Origin of the sequence: Arthrobacter sp. 9V, assembly GCF_902506065.1 — a bacterium.
Classification (GTDB): Bacteria; Actinomycetota; Actinomycetes; order Actinomycetales; family Micrococcaceae; genus Arthrobacter.
This window is the reverse complement of the sequence record NZ_LR732912.1, coordinates 4689280-4706660: the sequence shown is the minus strand read 5'-3', so window position 1 is coordinate 4706660 and position 17381 is coordinate 4689280. Positions and strand designations below refer to the sequence as shown.

19 protein-coding genes and 2 tRNA genes are annotated in these 17381 nt (G+C 60.2%); 12 read left to right on the top strand and 9 right to left on the bottom strand.

Going from position 1 to position 17381, the window contains the following annotated elements; all coding sequences use genetic code 11:
* Positions 1-73: 73 nt before the first annotated feature.
* The 7 genes from gyrB (at position 74) to BACI9J_RS21690 (ending at position 7136) form a co-directional block, all read left to right on the top strand.
* Positions 74-2152 (top strand): DNA topoisomerase (ATP-hydrolyzing) subunit B, encoded by a 2079-nt coding sequence (gene gyrB / locus BACI9J_RS21715; protein WP_159736195.1) that lies wholly within the window; start codon positions 74-76, stop codon positions 2150-2152.
* 63 nt (positions 2153-2215) lie between these two features.
* Complete coding sequence (gyrA, locus tag BACI9J_RS21710; protein WP_159736194.1) at positions 2216-4885, top strand: DNA gyrase subunit A; 2670 nt, start codon at positions 2216-2218, stop codon at positions 4883-4885.
* Positions 4882-5586: a DUF3566 domain-containing protein gene (locus BACI9J_RS21705; RefSeq protein ID WP_159736193.1), complete on the top strand. Its 705-nt coding sequence runs from the start codon at positions 4882-4884 to the stop codon at positions 5584-5586. The genes gyrA and BACI9J_RS21705 overlap by 4 nt, the downstream gene beginning before the upstream one ends.
* A gap of 113 nt (positions 5587-5699) precedes the next feature.
* Positions 5700-5773, top strand: a tRNA-Ile gene (locus BACI9J_RS21700).
* Positions 5774-5821: 48 nt separating this feature from the next.
* Positions 5822-5941, top strand: coding sequence for a DLW-39 family protein (locus BACI9J_RS24510; protein WP_209756626.1), 120 nt, complete (start codon positions 5822-5824; stop codon positions 5939-5941).
* Positions 5942-6011: 70 nt separating this feature from the next.
* Positions 6012-6087: transfer RNA gene (locus tag BACI9J_RS21695), tRNA-Ala, on the top strand.
* A gap of 140 nt (positions 6088-6227) precedes the next feature.
* Positions 6228-7136 carry a DMT family transporter gene (locus tag BACI9J_RS21690; RefSeq protein WP_159736192.1) on the top strand — a complete coding sequence of 303 codons (909 nt, stop codon included), beginning with the start codon at positions 6228-6230 and terminating at the stop codon, positions 7134-7136.
* Positions 7137-7155: 19 nt separating this feature from the next.
* On the opposite strand, the gene BACI9J_RS21685 is transcribed toward BACI9J_RS21690, so the two are convergent.
* Both BACI9J_RS21685 and BACI9J_RS21680 read right to left on the bottom strand, forming a co-directional pair.
* Positions 7156-8031 (bottom strand): glycosyltransferase, encoded by an 876-nt coding sequence (locus BACI9J_RS21685; protein ID WP_159736191.1) that lies wholly within the window; start codon positions 8029-8031, stop codon positions 7156-7158.
* 137 nt (positions 8032-8168) lie between these two features.
* On the bottom strand, positions 8169-9149 hold the full coding sequence (locus tag BACI9J_RS21680; protein ID WP_159736190.1) for a hypothetical protein: 981 nt from the start codon (positions 9147-9149) through the stop codon (positions 8169-8171).
* Positions 9150-9304: 155 nt separating this feature from the next.
* Between BACI9J_RS21680 and BACI9J_RS21675 the strand changes: the two genes are divergently transcribed.
* Together BACI9J_RS21675 and BACI9J_RS21670 are read left to right on the top strand one after the other, a co-directional pair.
* Entirely contained in the window at positions 9305-9847 is a 543-nt protein-coding gene (locus BACI9J_RS21675; protein ID WP_011772794.1) for a peptidylprolyl isomerase, read from the top strand.
* A gap of 21 nt (positions 9848-9868) precedes the next feature.
* Entirely contained in the window at positions 9869-10726 is an 858-nt protein-coding gene (locus BACI9J_RS21670) for a rhomboid family intramembrane serine protease (RefSeq protein WP_159736189.1), read from the top strand.
* Between the two features lie 15 nt (positions 10727-10741).
* Here BACI9J_RS21670 and BACI9J_RS21665 read toward each other — a convergent pair whose 3' ends face one another.
* The 7 genes from BACI9J_RS21665 to BACI9J_RS21635 all read right to left on the bottom strand — a co-directional run bounded on the left by BACI9J_RS21665 (position 10742) and on the right by BACI9J_RS21635 (position 15523).
* On the bottom strand, positions 10742-11377 hold the full coding sequence (locus BACI9J_RS21665) for a GyrI-like domain-containing protein (protein WP_159736596.1): 636 nt from the start codon (positions 11375-11377) through the stop codon (positions 10742-10744).
* A gap of 749 nt (positions 11378-12126) precedes the next feature.
* The gene (locus BACI9J_RS21660; RefSeq protein ID WP_159736188.1) at positions 12127-12726 is read right to left on the bottom strand and encodes a DNA-3-methyladenine glycosylase I; all 600 of its coding nucleotides are present in this window, start codon (positions 12724-12726) and stop codon (positions 12127-12129) included.
* A 118-nt stretch (positions 12727-12844) separates the two neighbouring features.
* Complete coding sequence (locus BACI9J_RS21655; RefSeq protein ID WP_159736187.1) at positions 12845-13561, bottom strand: alpha-ketoglutarate-dependent dioxygenase AlkB family protein; 717 nt, start codon at positions 13559-13561, stop codon at positions 12845-12847.
* Positions 13558-14187 (bottom strand): methylated-DNA--[protein]-cysteine S-methyltransferase, encoded by a 630-nt coding sequence (locus BACI9J_RS21650; RefSeq protein WP_159736186.1) that lies wholly within the window; start codon positions 14185-14187, stop codon positions 13558-13560. Before BACI9J_RS21650 ends, BACI9J_RS21655 begins: the two co-directional genes overlap by 4 nt.
* Complete coding sequence (locus BACI9J_RS21645) at positions 14187-14714, bottom strand: RNA polymerase sigma factor (RefSeq protein WP_159736185.1); 528 nt, start codon at positions 14712-14714, stop codon at positions 14187-14189. Before BACI9J_RS21645 ends, BACI9J_RS21650 begins: the two co-directional genes overlap by 1 nt.
* Complete coding sequence (locus BACI9J_RS21640; RefSeq protein WP_159736184.1) at positions 14714-15223, bottom strand: methylated-DNA--[protein]-cysteine S-methyltransferase; 510 nt, start codon at positions 15221-15223, stop codon at positions 14714-14716. The genes BACI9J_RS21645 and BACI9J_RS21640 overlap by 1 nt, the downstream gene beginning before the upstream one ends.
* 45 nt (positions 15224-15268) lie before the next feature.
* On the bottom strand, positions 15269-15523 hold the full coding sequence (locus BACI9J_RS21635) for a cell division protein CrgA (protein WP_159736183.1): 255 nt from the start codon (positions 15521-15523) through the stop codon (positions 15269-15271).
* 157 nt (positions 15524-15680) lie between these two features.
* On the opposite strand from BACI9J_RS21635, the gene BACI9J_RS21630 reads away from it, so the two are divergent.
* The 3 genes from BACI9J_RS21630 to BACI9J_RS21620 are packed head-to-tail and all read left to right on the top strand — an operon-like array spanning position 15681 to position 17320.
* Positions 15681-16508 (top strand): class E sortase, encoded by an 828-nt coding sequence (locus BACI9J_RS21630; RefSeq protein WP_159736182.1) that lies wholly within the window; start codon positions 15681-15683, stop codon positions 16506-16508.
* 3 nt (positions 16509-16511) lie between these two features.
* Entirely contained in the window at positions 16512-16682 is a 171-nt protein-coding gene (locus BACI9J_RS21625; RefSeq protein WP_201296639.1) for a hypothetical protein, read from the top strand.
* Entirely contained in the window at positions 16679-17320 is a 642-nt protein-coding gene (locus BACI9J_RS21620; RefSeq protein WP_159736181.1) for an aminodeoxychorismate/anthranilate synthase component II, read from the top strand. Before BACI9J_RS21625 ends, BACI9J_RS21620 begins: the two co-directional genes overlap by 4 nt.
* Positions 17321-17381 lie beyond the last annotated feature (61 nt).

Sequence of the window (17381 nt, the reverse complement as noted above, 5' to 3'; positions counted from 1 at the left end):
GTTGGCGGCCGCGGTTCGCCGTGGGTAACTCCGGGAACGGCCGACATCGAGTACAGAGGAGTCGAAAGCGCCTGTGGCTAACGACAATGCAGAGACCTTGGCAGTAGAGCCCGAAGAGGAGACTGTTCCCAAGCCTGACACGCCCGCGGAGGCGCCCAGGGAGTACGGTGCCAGCGACATTACCGTGCTGGAGGGCCTCGAAGCCGTACGCAAACGCCCCGGCATGTACATCGGCTCAACCGGTCCCCGCGGCCTGCACCACTTGGTTTATGAAGTGGTGGATAACTCTGTTGATGAGGCTTTGGCTGGTTACTGCAGCCACATTGAGGTGACTCTGCGTGCTGACGGCGGGGTCCGCGTGGTGGATGACGGCCGCGGTATCCCCGTGGATATCCACCCCACCGAGGGCAAGCCGACGGTTGAAGTGGTCATGACCATCCTGCACGCCGGCGGCAAGTTCGGCGGCGGCGGATACGCAGTATCCGGTGGCCTTCATGGTGTGGGTATTTCCGTTGTGAACGCCTTGTCGCGCCGGGTGGACACGGAAGTCCGCCGCCAGGGCCACGTCTGGCGCATGACCTTCGCCGACGGCGGCAAGCCGCAGGGCGAACTCGTCAAGGGCGAGGCCACCGATGTCACTGGAACGTCCCAGACGTTCTACCCGGACGGCACCATCTTCGAGTCCACCGAGTTCGATTTCGAAACCCTGCGTGCACGTTTCCAGCAGATGGCCTTCCTCAACAAGGGCCTGCGCATCACCCTGACGGATGAGCGCCCGGTGAACCGAGGCGGCGATGACGATCTTGATCTCGATGCCGTGGAAACCGAAGGCGAGGTGGCTGCTGAGCACCGCACCGTGGTGTACCAGTACCCGGACGGCCTGCTGGACTACGTTAAGCACCTGAACTCGAACAAGAAGGTTGAAATCGTCCACGAGGACGTCATCGCTTTCGAAACCGAAGACACCGAGCGGCACATCGCCGTCGAAGTCGCCATGCAGTGGACCACCGCTTACTCGGAAAGTGTCCATACCTACGCGAACACCATCAACACCCACGAGGGCGGAACGCACGAAGAGGGCTTCCGTGCCGCGATGACTTCTCTGATCAACCGCTATGCGCGCGAGAAGAGCATCATCAAGGAAAAGGAAGACAACCTCACCGGTGATGACATCCGTGAAGGCTTGACCGCTGTTATTTCGGTGAAGCTCGCCGAGCCGCAGTTTGAAGGCCAGACCAAGACCAAGCTTGGGAACTCCGAGGTCAAGGGCTTTGTCCAGCGCGTTGTTACGGATCAGTTGGGTGACTGGCTGGAACGGAACCCCGGCCCGGCCCGCGACGTCATCCGCAAGGCCATTTCGGCTGCCCAAGCCCGCATGGCCGCACGTAAGGCCCGCGATAACGCGCGCCGAAAGAGTCCGCTGGAGTCGTTCGGCATGCCGGGTAAGTTGTCTGACTGCTCCTCCAAGGATCCTTCGCGCTGCGAGGTCTATCTTGTGGAGGGTGACTCAGCCGGTGGCTCGGCCAAGCGTGGCCGCAATCCGGAGACCCAGGCCATCCTTCCGCTGCGAGGCAAGATCCTGAACGTTGAGCGCGCCCGCCTGGACAAGGCACTGGGTAACGCCGAAGTCCAGTCCATGATCACCGCTTTCGGCACAGGCATCGGCGAGGACTTCGATATCAGCAAGCTTCGCTATCACAAGATCGTCCTGATGGCAGATGCTGACGTCGATGGCCAGCACATCACCACGCTGTTGATGACGCTGTTGTTCCGTTACATGCGCCCGTTGATTGAGAACGGCTACGTGTACCTGGCCCAGCCCCCGCTGTACAGGATCAAGTGGTCCAACGCTGCCCACGATTACGTTTACAGCGACCGCGAACGCGATGAAACCATCCGTAAGGGTGCTTCCATGAACAAGCGTCTGCCCAAGGACAATGGCATCCAGCGTTACAAGGGTCTGGGCGAGATGGACTACACCGAGTTGTGGGACACCACCATGGACCCGGATCGTCGCACGCTGTTGCAGGTCACCATGGATGACGCACTGGCTGCTGACCAGACCTTCTCCGTCCTCATGGGCGAGGATGTTGAATCACGCCGTAACTTCATTCAGCAGAACGCCAAGGACGTCAGGTTCCTCGATATCTAGGGGCCCTTCAGGGCAACTGAATATTCCAGAACCGACATATACCTGAAACGGAAACCTTAGATTATGAGTGACGAAACTCCCGAAGTCCCGGCGGAACCCACTGCCGATGACGTCATCCTTGAGGGCGATGTGCTGACCGATCGCGTGGAGCAGGTGGACCTGCAGACTGAAATGCAGCGGTCCTACCTGGACTACGCCATGGCGGTCATTGTCGGCCGTGCCCTGCCGGACGTCCGCGACGGACTCAAGCCGGTGCACCGCCGTGTTCTGTACGCAATGTTCGACGGCGGCTACCGCCCCGACCGCTCTTTCAACAAGTGCGCACGCGTTGTTGGCGACGTCATGGGCACTTACCACCCGCACGGCGACATGGCGATCTACGACGCCCTGGTCCGCCTGATCCAGGACTGGACCATGCGCTACCCGCTGGCGTTGGGCCAGGGTAACTTCGGTTCACCCGGAAATGACGGCGCTGCTGCACCGCGTTACACCGAAACCAAGATGGCTCAGCTGGCCATGGAAATGGTCCGGGACATCGACGAGGAAACCGTCGACTTCCAGGACAACTACGACGGCAAGAACCAGGAACCCACCATCCTGCCGGCCCGTTTCCCCAACCTGCTGGTCAACGGCTCCTCGGGCATTGCCGTCGGTATGGCTACCAACATTCCGCCGCACAACCTTCGCGAAGTTGCCGAAGGCGTGCAGTGGGCGCTGGAAAACCCAACTGCTACGCGGGAAGAGCTTCTTGAGGCCCTGTTGCTGCGTATCAAGGGACCTGACTTCCCCACGGGTGCCACCATCCTGGGTCACAAGGGAATCGAAGACGCCTACCGGACCGGCCGTGGCTCCATCACCATGCGTGCCGTGGTCAATGTGGAGGAACTCCAGGGCCGTACGTGCCTGGTAGTAACCGAGCTGCCGTACCAGGCCAACCCTGACAACCTGGCCATCAAGATTGCCGAGCTGGTCAAGGACGGCAAGATCTCGGGCATTGCGGACCTCCGCGATGAAACGTCCGGCCGTACGGGCCAGCGCCTGGTGATCGTGCTCAAGCGCGACGCCGTGGCCAAGGTGGTCTTGAACAACCTGTACAAGCACACTCAGCTGCAGGACAACTTCTCGGCGAACATGCTGGCAATCGTCGACGGCGTTCCGCGCACCCTGAGCCTTGACGCCTTTATCCGACACTGGGTTGCGCACCAGATGGACGTCATTGCGCGCAGGACCCGCTACCGTCTCCGCAAAGCAGAGGAAGAAGCGCATATTCTGCGTGCACTCCTCAAGGCCTTGGACATGCTGGATGAGGTTATTGCCCTCATTCGCGCATCCAACACAACGGAAGCGGCCCGTGAAGGACTCATGGAGCTCCTGGAGATCGACGAACTCCAGGCCCGCGCCATTTTGGACATGCAGCTGCGCCGTTTGGCTGCCTTGGAACGCCAGAAGATCCAGGACCGCCACTCAGAGCTTGAGGCGATGATCCAGGAGTACAACGCGATCCTGGCTTCGGAAGAACGCCAGCGCCAGATCATCAGTGAAGAACTCGCCGAGATCGTTGCCAAGCACGGCGACGACCGCCGGACGCATATCCTGATGGGCTTTGATGGCGATATGTCCATGGAAGACCTGATCCCCGAAGAGGAAATGGTTGTCACGATTACCCGCGGCGGCTATGTGAAGCGCACCCGGAGTGATAACTATCGTTCGCAGCAGCGCGGCGGCAAAGGAATCAAGGGCGCACAGCTACGCGGCGACGATGTGGTGGAGCACTTCTTCGTAACCACCACCCACCACTGGTTGCTGTTCTTCACCAACCTCGGCCGCGTGTACCGTGCAAAGGCTTACGAACTGGCGGAAGCCGGACGCGATGCCAAGGGTCAGCACGTTGCCAACCTTTTGGCATTCCAGCCGGACGAGCACATTGCCCAGGTCCTGGACCTGCGGGATTACCAGCAGGCCCCGTACTTGGTGCTTGCCACGAAGAACGGTCTGGTCAAGAAGACCCGGTTGGAGGATTACGACACCAACCGAACGGCCGGCGTCATTGCCATCAACCTGCGCGATGAGGATGAGCTGGTTTCGGCGCAATTGGTCAGCGAAACTGATGACCTTCTCCTGGTATCCCGGAAGGGCCAGTCCATCCGCTTCACGGCCACCGATGACGCTTTGCGTCCCATGGGCCGTGCCACATCCGGTGTGACGGGTATGAAGTTCCGTGAAGACGACGAACTTCTGGCGGCAGACGTGGTCCAGGACGGCTCGTTCGTGTTCATTGTGACCGAGGGCGGATACGCCAAGCGGACCGCCGTTGACGAATACCGGTTGCAAGGCCGTGGTGGCCTTGGCATCAAGGTAGCCAAGCTTGCTGAAGACCGTGGTGACCTCGTTGGTGCCTTGATTGTGCAGGAAGAAGACGAAGTCCTGGTGGTCATGGAGGGCGGCAAGGTTGTCCGCTCGGCCGTCACCGGCGTCCCCGCCAAGGGACGCGACACCATGGGTGTCATCTTCGCGAAGCCGGACAAGAATGACCGCATCATCGAGGTTGCACGCAACAGCGAACGCGGCTTGGAAAGCGAAGAGTCAGAGGACGGACTCGAGGATGACGTAACGTTGGCTGCAAACGACGGCGCCTCCGAGGCGACCGTGACGGCCGATACGGAAAACGACGCAGACCCGGAAATCGAAACGGGCGCGGAGCTGAACGAAGACAACACCGGAGGTAACGAGTGAGTAATTCCGACTCATATCCCAAGCCGAGCACAGGTGTCCCCGGCGGACTCCGGCAGCCCTCAGGCAACGCGCAGTCGGGAACGCCTGCACGTCCCCAGCAGCGCCCTGGAACCGCGCCCGCAGGATCAGGGGCAACGGGGGCACGGCCCGCCAGCGGCACCAACCCCGCTCAGCGACCTGCCGGTGCGCCCGGACAACGGCCTGCCCAGGCCGGTCAGCGACCCGCTGGCGCGCCCGGACAACGGCCGGCCCAGCCCGGCCAGCGTCCCGCCGGTGCAGCCGCCCAGCGTCCCGCCCAGGGCGGACCCGGCCTTGTGAAGCCGGCTCCGAAGGCCAAGGTTCGCCGCGCACGCCTCCTTGTCAGCAAGGTGGACCCGTGGTCGGTCCTGAAGATGGCCTTTCTGTTGTCCGTTGCTTTGGGCATCGTGACAGTGGTTGCAGCCATTGTCCTGTGGACTGTGCTTGATCTCACAGGCATCTTTGACCAGGTGGACAGCCTTCTTGGCACCTTGGCCGGTTCCGAAGGCAGTGGATTCGAACTTAAGAAGATTGCTTCGCTTGGCCAGGTAGCATCCTTCGCCACCATCATTGCCGTAGTGAACGTGGTCCTCCTGACTGCACTGTCCATGCTTTCAGCCGTGCTGTATAACATTTCCGCAACGTTGGTTGGTGGCGTTGGCGTCACCCTGACTGACGACTAGTAAAAAATCCCGGAAATAGGCCGAAGTTGGCGGAATATCTCCGGGTAAATGCCTCGATTTGAGATCGGGCCGGGATGTGCTGTACAGTCATATCTCGGCCCGATGAGGCATCGGGGCGTATAGCTCAGGCGGTTAGAGCGCTTCGCTGATAACGAAGAGGTCCCAGGTTCAAGTCCTGGTACGCCCACGGAACCACAAAGAGGTTCAGGTAAAACTGAACCGGAATGAGGTGCTTGTGAAGAAGTTGCTGGTAGTTGTAGCAGCTGCAGTCGCAGGCGTCCTGGTCTATAAAAAGACGCAGGAATCCGAAGCCCGGAAGGATGTCTGGAGCAAGTCGACCGACACGGTGGACTAGCCGAGGAGCCCGGTGGGGATTGGTAAATACCGGTCCTGACATGGGGTATGATTGATGGGTTGCTTCTTATGGGGGCATGGCGCAATTGGTAGCGCACCTGCTTTGCAAGCAGGGGGTTCGGGGTTCGAGTCCCCGTGCCTCCACCATAAGAAAAGTCCCGGTCAGAAATGACCGGGACTTTTGCATTTAAGGGTTATTCGAAACCGGCGCCAATTCCGTCATCCGGGTTTTTGAACGACTCTGCTGTTGGTCAGCCAGGCAACCTTCACCACACTAGGGTGGATCCGTGACCCTTCTCATTGCTGCACTCGGCGTTCTGGGTGTGGCCTCCTCCGGACCGCTCATTGCAGGTACGCTCGGCGCTACTTCGGTGACTGCGTTGGCCATCGCCTTCTGGCGCAATGCGATCGGCGCGGTGGTTATGGCGGGCCCCGTCCTCATTCGGGAACCGAAAGTGTTCGGGCGGATCTCACGGCGTGAGTTTGGCTGGTCGGCTGTGGCCGCAGTGGCATTGGCCTTCCACTTTGCCTGCTTCATCACCGCCCTTCAGCTGACGTCGGTGGCTGCGGCTACTGCCTTGGTATGCCTGCAGTCCGGGTGGATTGCCGTCTTCCAGTTGTTCCGGGGTACAAGGCACCGTTGGCCCGTCCTTGTGGGGCTGGGCATAGCCTTCGGCGGCGTTGTGGCGATCACCGGGTTCGACATGGGTTCATCCCCGGAAGCTCTTCTGGGTGACCTTCTGGCCCTCGCGGGCGGCGCCTTGGCTGGCCTGTACACCTTGGCCGGAGGCAAAGCGAGGCAGTCGATGGGCACAGGAACGTACACCACGCTGTGCTACGGCATGTGCGCGGCTATTGTGGCCGTGCTGGCTCTGTTCACTGCCCAGCCGCTCTCAGGGTTCGACGCCGGTGGTTGGCTTGGCATTGTTGCCATCACCGTGTGTGCGCAGTTGGTAGGGCACACAGCGTTCAACCATCTGCTGGCCACGATGAGCCCATTGCTGGTGTCCATGATCATCCTGCTGGAGATTCCAGGTGCGGCCATCCTGGCAGCAATCTTCCTGAACGAAACCCTGCCCACCGGAACCTATGCAGGTTTGGCACTGATCCTTGTAGGACTGGCCGTAGTTGTGACCGGCCAACGTCGCGGCCGCCCCGAAACTGACCGACGCGAAGCCGAACTGGGCACAGACTAAAGTGCCGGCGTCGGGCGGTTTAAACACCGCCGCGGCGGGCGCCTTGTGCGGAGTTGGCCGTGTGGATGGCACGGAGCAATTTTGCCGGGAAGTAGACCGAGAAGAACACCACCATAGGTGCCTTCAAAGCCATCTTCTTGACGTTATGGGCCTTGTACGTCCGATCGAAGCGCTGGACGTAGTAGCGGTAGTCCCTGGGCGAGTCCTCAAGGCGCCGTGCAGACATCCCGGAAACCATTTGGGGTAGATACTGCACTTTGAGGTCGTGCTCGAACAGGTGCAGGGAGAGATCGATGTCCTCGTGCATCTCATCTTTGGGGTCCAGGCACGCTTCATCACGGATGGTTTCCCACGCCGAGCGGCGAAGGGCCATGTTGGAGCCGAAGAGGAAGTGATACTGGTGCTTGGCCAGGCGAAGCATGAGCTGGCGCATTTTATCGTCCGCTTTAAGGCCGAACCGGCGCATGGGCATGTCGTAGTAAACCACCGGACCCGTGGCTGCCGCGACCGAGGGGTCCATGAAGGCCTTTTGGACCTGTTCCACCCAATCAGGTTCAAGTACGGAGTCAGCGTCGATGCGGCCCACCACGTCCCCTGTTGCGTTGTTCAGCCCGTGGTTACGCGTGGGGATCAGACCCTGTGCAGCTTCCTGCTGCATAAGGATGATGGGGCTCTCCGGATATTCCTGCTGCATCTGGCGCACGATTCTTGACGTGCGGTCCGTGGACAGATTATCCACGACAATGATTTCTTCGGCGGGAACGGACTGATAGATGGCCGCGATGAGGCACTGGCGAATGACGCTTTCCTCGTTATACGCCGGGATGACGATGGATACGCCGGGAGGTTCCGGAGCATCCTGGAGGGCACCCGCAAAGGGTCTATCGGCTGACATCACCTCAAATCTAACACTCAGGGCCCAGGGTCCGAGGGAGGCTTTGGTTACAAGCCGGCAAACACTGAAGGGATCCCGGCAGTCGCCGGGATCCCTTCAATTTTCTGGCTCTTTAGGCCTCGGTTCGAGGCCGTAAGTCAGGCTTGGTTCTGTGCACCTTTGGCATCGGAGTCCGTGCCATCGGTGTCCTTGTGCAGGCTGGCCGCAATGTTCTTGACGGCCGTCTTGGCATCCGTGGCAACCTTCTCCGTGGACTCCTCAACATTCTTGAAGGCGTCCTTGGTTGCCTGCTCAGCCTCAGCTGCGGCTTCTTCCGGGGTGATGTCCGTGGCCTTGGGCTCGGAAACTGCAGCTGCCGGAGCTGGCACTGAAGCCTCCGCCGGAGCTGCGGTGGAAGCAGCCGGAACAGGAGCGGGCGTCGGTGTGACCGGGGAAGGCGTCTTCCACGGATCCTCAACCGGCTTGGAGGCCTTCCAAGCGGCAACACCTGCAGCGGCGGCGGCAGCAATCACCGTGACGATCAACCATCCGCGCTTCTTGGGCTTCGGTTGTTCCTTCACAAGCGCTGTGGAAACCGCCTTGCTGGCCTGATCTGTCACTGCCTTGATCTGCTTGCCAGTTGCCTGGGCCTGCTCCTGGACGCTGTGCACAACGCCGGAATCAACCAGCCTCTGCGCCACGGCATCCACCTGAGCCGGAGCATTCTCGAGGACGTGGTGAACGGCTACCGAAGCCTGTCCCAACTGCTCGGAAAGCCTGGGGAGGTACTCATCCACCACTTTGTCCCGGGCAATGCCAAGCGCCGGTGTGGCCCTGTTGAGGGTCTCCTGGATGCGGGGCGTGGCGTCTTCAACTACGTCATGGATCTTCGGCGCGAGGTGCGCCAACCCATCCTGAATCCGCGGCGTAACAACTGCAACGCCGTCGGCGAGGTTGTGCGCAGCGGACTTCAGCCCCTCTTGAATCTTGGGGGAAGCGGTATCAATGCCGTGCTGGATACGCGGAACAGCCCAATTGACGGCTGCTTCCACGCGCGGTGCAGCCCAGTCGCGGGCGTTATCCACACCTGCCGTTACTGATTGTTCGAGTTCGCGGGCAATACGGTCTGATTTCTTCACAACTACCTCCCGATACACATGCTCGTTTGTTGCTAGCCTACGTCGCTTGAGGAACACCGGCTATTCATCTGTCCGAGTTCGTCCAGGATTTCACCGAGCGCGGAACCGGCTTTACAGCCCAACGGGGCGTTGACCCTGCATGGAAGAATGGGGCCATGACCATCGCAACCGCAAAAGCAACGATCCACACGAGCCTCGGCGACATCAAGGTTGACCTCTTCGGCAACCACGCCCCCAAGACGGTGGCCAACTTCGTTGGCCTGGCCACGGGCGAAAAGTCCTGGAACCACCCGGAAACCGGCGAAGACAAGACCGGCACCCCCCTTTACAACGGCACCATCTTCCACCGGATCATCAAGGATTTCATGATTCAGGCCGGCGATCCCCTGGGACGCGGCGTAGGTGGCCCCGGCTACCAGTTCGACGACGAAATCCACCCGGAACTGACCTTCAACGCTCCCTACAAGCTTGCCATGGCCAACGCCGGCATCCAGATGGGCAAGGGCACCAACGGGTCACAGTTCTTCATCACCACCGTGAACACCGATTGGCTGTTCGGCAAGCACAGCATCTTCGGCGAAGTGACGGATGAAGAATCCCGCAAGGTAGTGGACGCGATCGAGTCCGTCCGCACCGGCATGGGAGACCGCCCCGTCGAGGACGTTGTCATCAACAGCATCGACATCGAACAGCTCTAGCCAAACGCTGAACCTGAGCTCATGAGTTACGGAATTCCGTCGGCCGAGCCGTCCGCCGATATTCCGGTGTGCCCAAGGCACCCGGACAGGCCCTCCTATGTGCGGTGCCAGCGCTGCGGGCGCCCTGCGTGCCCCGAGTGCCAGCGGGCGGCCGCCGTCGGATTCCAATGCATCGACTGCGTCAACGAACAAAAACGTACGACGCCGACATACCGCTCCCCGTACGGTGGAGCCCTGGCCGTGGGCCGGCCTTTGATGACGTACTTGATCATTGGCTTGTGCGCACTGGTTTATGTTCTGCAGTGGATCGTGCCCGGTGACGCGGTCTTTGAGAACTTCGCCTTCGCCAACATTTTTGCCGTCAGTGAGCCGTGGCGCATGGTCACGGCGGCGTTCCTCCACTCGCAGGGCTTCCTGCTCCATATAGTCCTGAACATGTACACACTGTGGATTTTCGGCCAGGCCCTTGAGCCTTTGCTGGGGCGCATCCGATTCCTGGCTGTGTACTTGATTTCCGCCATTGGCGGATCCGTGGGCTTCCTTGCCCTAACGCCCACCACAGTGCCTGCAGTGGGCGTGGTGGGTGCTTCCGGGGCGATCTTCGGTCTCTTTGGCGCCATGCTCGTTGTGCAGCGCCACAGGGGTGGAGAGACCAAGCAATTGTGGATTTTGATCGCCATTAACGGAGTGATCGGTTTCCTTGTCCCCAGCATTGCCTGGCAAGCACACCTCGGCGGCCTGATCACTGGTGGCTTGGCTGCCGCCGCGATTGCATATGCTCCACGAGGCAAGAACCAGGCATTGCTGCAAGCCGGTGGTTTGGTTCTGGTAGCCGGCCTGTTGGCCGTGGTCACCTGGTTCCGCGTCACTGCCGGCTGAATTCCCCGAGTTCAGCTAGCGGTCCTCCCCGAAGCTACTAACACTCCTGACCGGCTGGCGCAGGATTGTTTTCAGCTTCTCCGCTGCGGTGCGCCGGGGATCACTGAGGTAGATCTCGTGGTGCCTGCCTGTCATTTTCAGTTCCTGCTCCGGAATGAATTTGTTGTGCATCTCCTCAAGTACCGGCCCTTCATCGTCATACGGACCTACGTGCAGTGTTTGCACGCACAACCCCTCATCAAGCGGCTCCAGCCGCAGTTCCTCCAGTACCGGCGCGTCGCCCTTCTTGGCGGTAGTCTCCCGCGCCGTTTCCAGATGGTCCCTGGTGACCCACTGGGGGACCATATTCAGCACCGTCCAGTTCCAGCGGGATTTGTCCCTCGCAGTGGTGAATGACTCCATGTCATCCGACCACCACAGGGCCTCGAGCGGCATTACCGTATAGTCCTGGCCGAGCTCCCGCTTACTGAGGAATTTCAAGGCGTAGGCCACCGGGTACAAGGTTGCCAGCGCTTCCCGGTAGGACCGGGCCGTGTTGGGGTCCCCATGACCATCGATCATCAGGTACTGCATGGTAGGAACCGTCATCACCGAAAATTGGCCGTGCTTGGCGGTATAACTGGGTATCAACCGTTTGAAGTCGCTCTTCATTGCACCACCGTACTCATGGTGCTTATCCACAGGCGTTATCCACAGTGTGCGTAACTTACACAGGTGTAGTTCTCGCCCTTAACCGTCCGAGGGCTCGTCAGAACAGAAGATATCCCCGGAAAGGCATGAGTTTCTCCACAGCTGTGGATAACTTTGTCCCCTACCGACGCGTAAATGTGGACAAAACCACCTTCTCACCAGGACCTGTGGACAATCCTGTTAATCAAGCGGTGGAGTTCCGCGTATCAACAGACTTATCAACAGTGTTAATAACTTACATAGCTGTAGTTCACGGCATGGAAGGGGTCCAAATACTCTCTAAACCGGGGATCTTGAAGGCGAAACCCACAACCTTTTCCCCAGCTGTGGATAACTTGTGGGTAGGGGGCTGTTGTTAAGTGGGTAACTTCGCCACTGCTCCTGAAGGAGCGTGGAAACGCGGAAGCAGCAAAAGCCGGCCCGGACGGACCAAAAGATGGCTTGGACGAATCCGGCAATCCTGAAAGTCTGAACACTCGGTGAAGCTTGGTGGACTATCCACAGCGCAGTACACAGTGGGTATAAGTGGTTCCGCTCGAGCCAGGAGTCCAAATCGGCGGGCTGACAACGATATGGACCGGCGTTACATGGATGTCCACAGAAGTTATCCACGCCTGTGGATAAAGTTACGCACTTCTGTGGACAGGATCTGTGGACTAAGCGACCCCTAGCTCACCGCAGGACGGCTTAGGAGCTCACAGCAGGACAGCTTAGGCCCAAACTCCGGAGGTTCCCCTCCGGTGGCTGTCCATCAAGTGGGTGTCAATGATGCCTACAGCTTCCATGAGCGCGTACATGGTGGTGGGTCCTACGAAAGCGAACCCCTTCTTCCTCAGCGCCTTGGATAAGGCGATCGACTCCGGGGAGCTCGTAGGTATATCCGCCATGGTGGTGGGCTTGGGAGTAGTAAGGGGCTGGAAGGACCACACGAAGTCCACCAGCCCGCCCTCTTCACGCAAGGCAATGGTCGCCTTGGCATTAGTGATGGCGGCTTTGATCTTCAATCGGTTGCGGACAATACCGGAGTCGAGCATGAGCCGCTCTTGGTCTGCCTCGGTGAAGGCGGCGACACTCTCCGGATGGAAGTCCAGGAATGCGCGCCTGAAGGCATCCCTTTTCCGAAGGATGGTAGCCCAGGATAGACCAGCCTGGAACGCCTCGAGGCTGATGCGCTCATACATGCCCTGCTCATCGCGGACCGGCATTCCCCACTCGTGATCGTAGTAAGCCTGCATGAGGGGGTCTGAGGACGCCCACAGCGGACGCGCCAGGCCGTCCTCACCGACGATGGTGCCACTTTCCGGGGTCATGCATGCTCCTCTGGGCCCGGCTGTTCAAGAACCAGACAGTAATTCAGCTTCTTGGAATATTCTGCCCGGCGCCCCGGACATTATTGGGTATGTATGCCGGCATCACGATAGGCCGACGTCACGATAGTCCTGTGACTCGCATGGTGATGTTGATCCGGCCCCGTGAGAGGCCACAGCCATCCGCTGCCGTTTCCGGGAAGACTTTGGGGATGCCATGATAAGCGAACCTGGACGCGCCTCCAAAGACGAAGAGGTCTCCGGAATGGAGCTTCACATCCGTGTATGGCTTGGTCCGGGTGTGCGTGTTGCCGAATCGAAAAAGGCACGTGTCGCCAATGCTGAGTGAGACCACAGGTGCGTTGGAGCGCTCGTCCTTGTCCTGGTGCATCCCCATGGCGGCGCCGTCATCGTAATAGTTCACCAATGCAGCGTCGGGGGTGTAGGTGGTGGCCAACGCACTCAGGGTCTGGTCGCTTTCAACGCCGGAGGCATAGGCGGCGTCCACTGCTTTCCGCCCCAGGCGCACCATCCAGTCCGGGAAATCGAGGACGGGACGGCCGTTGACGTCAGTGGCTTCGCGCGTGTACCGGTAAGGCTGCCAGTGCCAGCCAAGGCAAACCGTCCGCACCGACATTTGGTGGCCGCCCGGAAGAGTTGCCGCACGGAGGGGAACCGGCCCTTGTGTCCATTCACCAAAGCGCGCCACAATCCATCGCTGCTGCTCAAGGGTGAGCCAGCCGGGAATGTGGACGGCGCCGGGCGCAACCAGGCGGGGACCGGCGTCGTTCGTTTCCGTCCGTACCAGCTCCAAGGGAAACAGGGCGTCTTCGCTCACGCCGCCGCCTCAAGGCGGAGCAGGGCGCGTTTGGCCTCGGTTCCGCCAAGGTAGCCGCCAAAATTGCCGTCCGACTTTACTACGCGGTGGCACGGAACAATGAGCGGCAAAGGGTTGGTGGCACAAGCTGTCCCCACAGCACGGACCGCGTTTGGACTGCCGGCTGCCTGGGCAACTTGGGCGTAGCTGGCTGTGTTGCCGTAAGGGATCCGAGGCAGGTGGCGCAGGACGTTGAGACGGAAACCGCGGGACAACCGGAAGTCCAGTGTTAGATCGAATTCGGTTCGGGTGCCTTTAAAGTACTCGTCGAGTTCGCGAGCGGCGTCATCAAGACGCGCAGGGGCCTGAAGAATGCGGGGGCTCACCGTGTTTGCGAGGAACTGCAGAACGGCGTCGTGGTCTTCCAGCTCAAAGGCAACGCGGACTATGCCACGATCCGTAGCAGCCAAAAGGAGTTTTCCCAACGGAGAATCCACAATCCTGTATGCGACGTCCAAGGTATGGGTGAGCTGTGCATCGCGTGCCAAACGCGCATGGAGGCTGGCAATGGCCGGTTCCAGTCCGGCGTCCAAGGGCTGCAGGAGCGAAATAACCTCGGCGTGATCGGGGCTGAGTTCAAGGGTCATCAGATATCGCCTTTAGAGGATGTATGAGCCAGTGACTGGTGGATGGTGAGAACGGACCGCAGAGATTTCACGCCGTCGGCACTGGCGCGACGGGCAGCCTCGGCGGTTCCGCCTAATAACCCGGCAACATCCTTATAGGAAAGACCGGCAAGGTAGTGATAGGCCACGGCTTGGCGCTGCTTCGGGGGGAGCCGTGTGAGGGCTTCCAGCAGTTCCCAATGACCTTCACCAGGAATGCCGAGGCTGGAAGCTTGTTCCGGCGGATGGTCAACCGGCAAGGCGCGACGGGTTCCGGCCCGTAGATGGTCCACGCACTTCCGATGGGCGATGGTGACCAGCCAGGCTTCAACGTTGGCCTCAGGAGGAAGGGCAGGATAAGCCTGCAGGGCCGCCAGGAACGTATCCGACCACGCATCATCAGCATCATGCACGCCGAGGATCGCACGGCACACCCGAAGCACCGTGGTGCCCTGTTCGCGGACCACGGCTTCGAACGGCTTTTTGTTGAGCATCTGCCCTGGCTTCATCAGAAAAGCTTGCCTTCCCGCACTTCTGCCGGCTCTTCCAATTCCAGGAGGAAGCGCTTATTTCGAAGCCCACCCGCGTACCCCGTGAGTTGGCCGGAGCGACCCACCACGCGATGGCAGGGAATGACGATGCTGATGGGATTGCGTCCAACAGCCGATCCCACAGCCTGGGCCAGGTGGGGATCCCCCAACTCCGCAGCCAACTGTCCATAGCTGACAGTTTCACCGAAAGGTATATGTTGCAGCCGGTCCCAGACCTTCTGTTGAAACGGGTTACCGAGTGCCTCGAAGGGGACATCGAAAGCCGTCCGATGACCGCCCAAATACTCGGTAAGTTCGGTCCGGGTCCGCGCAAACACGGGGTCATCGATCCCGGTCAGTTCTCCGAAGTAGTCGGCGGGAGGCATATGCCAGTGACCTTCGTAGAAGATACCCGTCAAAAATTCCCCGCGGGCAGTCAGCGTTAACTGCCCCAACGGGGAATCCATGGTGGTGTGCCGGATGCTCATATCCTGTAGACGTTCACGGGCACGCAAATGTGAGGTGCGAAATTCCTAGGAGCGCCAGCGCGTGGTCATAAGAAAGCCCACGATTGCAATTCCGAAGCCTGCCACGATGTTCCACGAGGCCCACTCGCGAACAGGGAACTGACCCTCAGTGATGTAGAAGGTGATGATCCAGATCAGGCCGAGGATCATCAAGCCGAACATGACAGCCTTGTACCAAACCGGGTTCGGCTTGTACTGCTGTGCTGCGGAAGTCTGCGGGGCCTGACGGGCAGGCCGCTTGCGGGGCTTGGACTCGGGCACGGATCCTCCTGGCTGTACGGTTAATACCCGTTGGCGCCAGCCTTGATATCCTGCAGGAAGGAAATTTCCAGCGGTTAACGGCCACACGGCGTTCCGGGTTGGTTCTAGCTGTCAAGTCTAGCCGCAACCGGGAGCCCGCCTGTCCCGCCCGCGCCCTATGCAAGGAGACCCTGTGGCGCATCAGCAGCAGACGGCGGCAACCGCCGTGCCGTCCGCACGCCAAGGGCAGGAAATGCGCCCGCGCAAGCGAGTCCGGGCCTCTGACGTCATCCGAAAAATCAGCCAGATCCTGGGCGAGCTGCTCATTACGGCAGGCATAGTGCTGCTCCTCTTTGTGGGCTGGGAGCTGTGGTGGACCAACGTTGAAGCTGATGCCAAGCAGACTGAAGCGGTTAAAAGCTTCGCTCAGGAATTCACCGGACCAGTAACTCCTGCGGCACCTGCTGCCCCCGTGGACTACGGACCCCCGGTAGTTACGCAGGCTCCCGCCTATGCAGGAATGATCGGGATCATGTATATCCCCCGCTTTGGCCCGGATTACACACGCCCCATCATTGAAGGCACCGGCTCGGATGTTCTGGACACGCTGGGTTTGGGGCACTACGGAAGTACCAGCATGCCTGGGGCACCCGGTAACTTCGCGGTAGCCGGGCACCGTCAAACCCACGGTGCAGTTCTGGACAACATCCACACCCTGGTTCCCGGGGACAAGATCTACATCCAGACGGCAGACGGCTACTACACCTACGTTTTCCGCAACAACCAGATCGTTCTCCCGGACCGAACGGACGTCCTGATGCCCGTTCCCACCGAGGCGGGAGTCCAGCCCACGGAAAGTATCCTCACCATGACGAGTTGCAATCCGCGATTTGGTGCTCAGGAACGCATCATTGCTTACTCAATGTTGGATAGTTGGCAACCCGCCTCAGCCGGACCGCCGTCGGAAATCGCCGCGCAAGTAGCCCGGGCACACGGAAAGGGTTAACGAATGTACGCATGGATCTTCCGTAATCTGCCGGGCCCCCTATGGGTGCGGATCCTGACTTCCCTGGTACTGGTGGGCATCGCCTTGGTGCTGATGGTCCAGTTCCTCTTCCCTTGGTTTTCCCAGTTCACCACTTTGACCGACTCAACGATTGGTTTAGTGCAGCAGCCATGAGCACAACAAAAATTCTTGTAGTGGATAACTACGACAGCTTTGTCTACACACTGGTGGGGTACCTCCAGGAACTCGGTGCCCAAACAACAGTTGTACGCAATGACGACGTGACGCTAGCCGAGGCCATTGAACTCGCAGCAAGCCGCGACGGCGTCCTGGTCTCCCCCGGTCCGGGTACGCCCGCCGAAGCGGGCGTCTGCATTGAGCTCATTAAGTGGTGCGGTGAGGCCGCAAAGCCCATGTTTGGCGTGTGCCTGGGACATCAGGCCCTGGCCGAGGCATATGGCGGAGTGGTGACTCACGCGCCGGAACTCATGCACGGCAAGACCTCGCCCGTCCAGCACGAAGGCAAGAGCGTCTTTGCCGGTCTCCCGTCGCCCGTCACGGCAACGCGGTACCACTCCCTTGCAGCCGTCCGGAACTCCATACCGGACGTTCTGGAAATCACCGCCGAGACCACCAACGGAGTGGTGATGGGCCTGCAGCACAAGACCGCGCCCCTCTGCGGCGTCCAGTTCCACCCGGAATCGGTGCTCACTGAAGGCGGATATCAGATGCTGGGCAACTGGTTGGAGTCCCTCGGCATGACCGGTGCGGCTGAACGAGCCTCGAGACTGAGCCCGCTGATCAAGCAGTAGCTGAGGTGCGGCTGGCGCCGCTGACACCCTCCGCGGGCTCGCTCGTTCCTCGCTTAGACGC

What these genes read in the sequence shown, in the direction of transcription:
- BACI9J_RS21625 (WP_201296639.1), top strand. Translation starts at nt 16,512, where the DNA reads ATGTACGCATGGATCTTCCGTAATCTGCCGGGCCCCCTATGGGTGCGG.
- BACI9J_RS21665 (WP_159736596.1), bottom strand. Translation starts at nt 11,377, where the DNA reads ATGAAGAGCGACTTCAAACGGTTGATACCCAGTTATACCGCCAAGCAC.
- BACI9J_RS21630 (WP_159736182.1), top strand. Translation starts at nt 15,681, where the DNA reads ATGCAAGGAGACCCTGTGGCGCATCAGCAGCAGACGGCGGCAACCGCC.
- BACI9J_RS21620 (WP_159736181.1), top strand. Translation starts at nt 16,679, where the DNA reads ATGAGCACAACAAAAATTCTTGTAGTGGATAACTACGACAGCTTTGTC.
- BACI9J_RS21670 (WP_159736189.1), top strand. Translation starts at nt 9,869, where the DNA reads ATGAGTTACGGAATTCCGTCGGCCGAGCCGTCCGCCGATATTCCGGTG.
- BACI9J_RS21640 (WP_159736184.1), bottom strand. Translation starts at nt 15,223, where the DNA reads ATGAGCATCCGGCACACCACCATGGATTCCCCGTTGGGGCAGTTAACG.
- BACI9J_RS21660 (WP_159736188.1), bottom strand. Translation starts at nt 12,726, where the DNA reads ATGACCCCGGAAAGTGGCACCATCGTCGGTGAGGACGGCCTGGCGCGT.
- BACI9J_RS21675 (WP_011772794.1), top strand. Translation starts at nt 9,305, where the DNA reads ATGACCATCGCAACCGCAAAAGCAACGATCCACACGAGCCTCGGCGAC.
- gyrA (WP_159736194.1), top strand. Translation starts at nt 2,216, where the DNA reads ATGAGTGACGAAACTCCCGAAGTCCCGGCGGAACCCACTGCCGATGAC.
- BACI9J_RS21645 (WP_159736185.1), bottom strand. Translation starts at nt 14,714, where the DNA reads ATGAAGCCAGGGCAGATGCTCAACAAAAAGCCGTTCGAAGCCGTGGTC.
- BACI9J_RS21650 (WP_159736186.1), bottom strand. Translation starts at nt 14,187, where the DNA reads ATGACCCTTGAACTCAGCCCCGATCACGCCGAGGTTATTTCGCTCCTG.
- BACI9J_RS21685 (WP_159736191.1), bottom strand. Translation starts at nt 8,031, where the DNA reads ATGTCAGCCGATAGACCCTTTGCGGGTGCCCTCCAGGATGCTCCGGAA.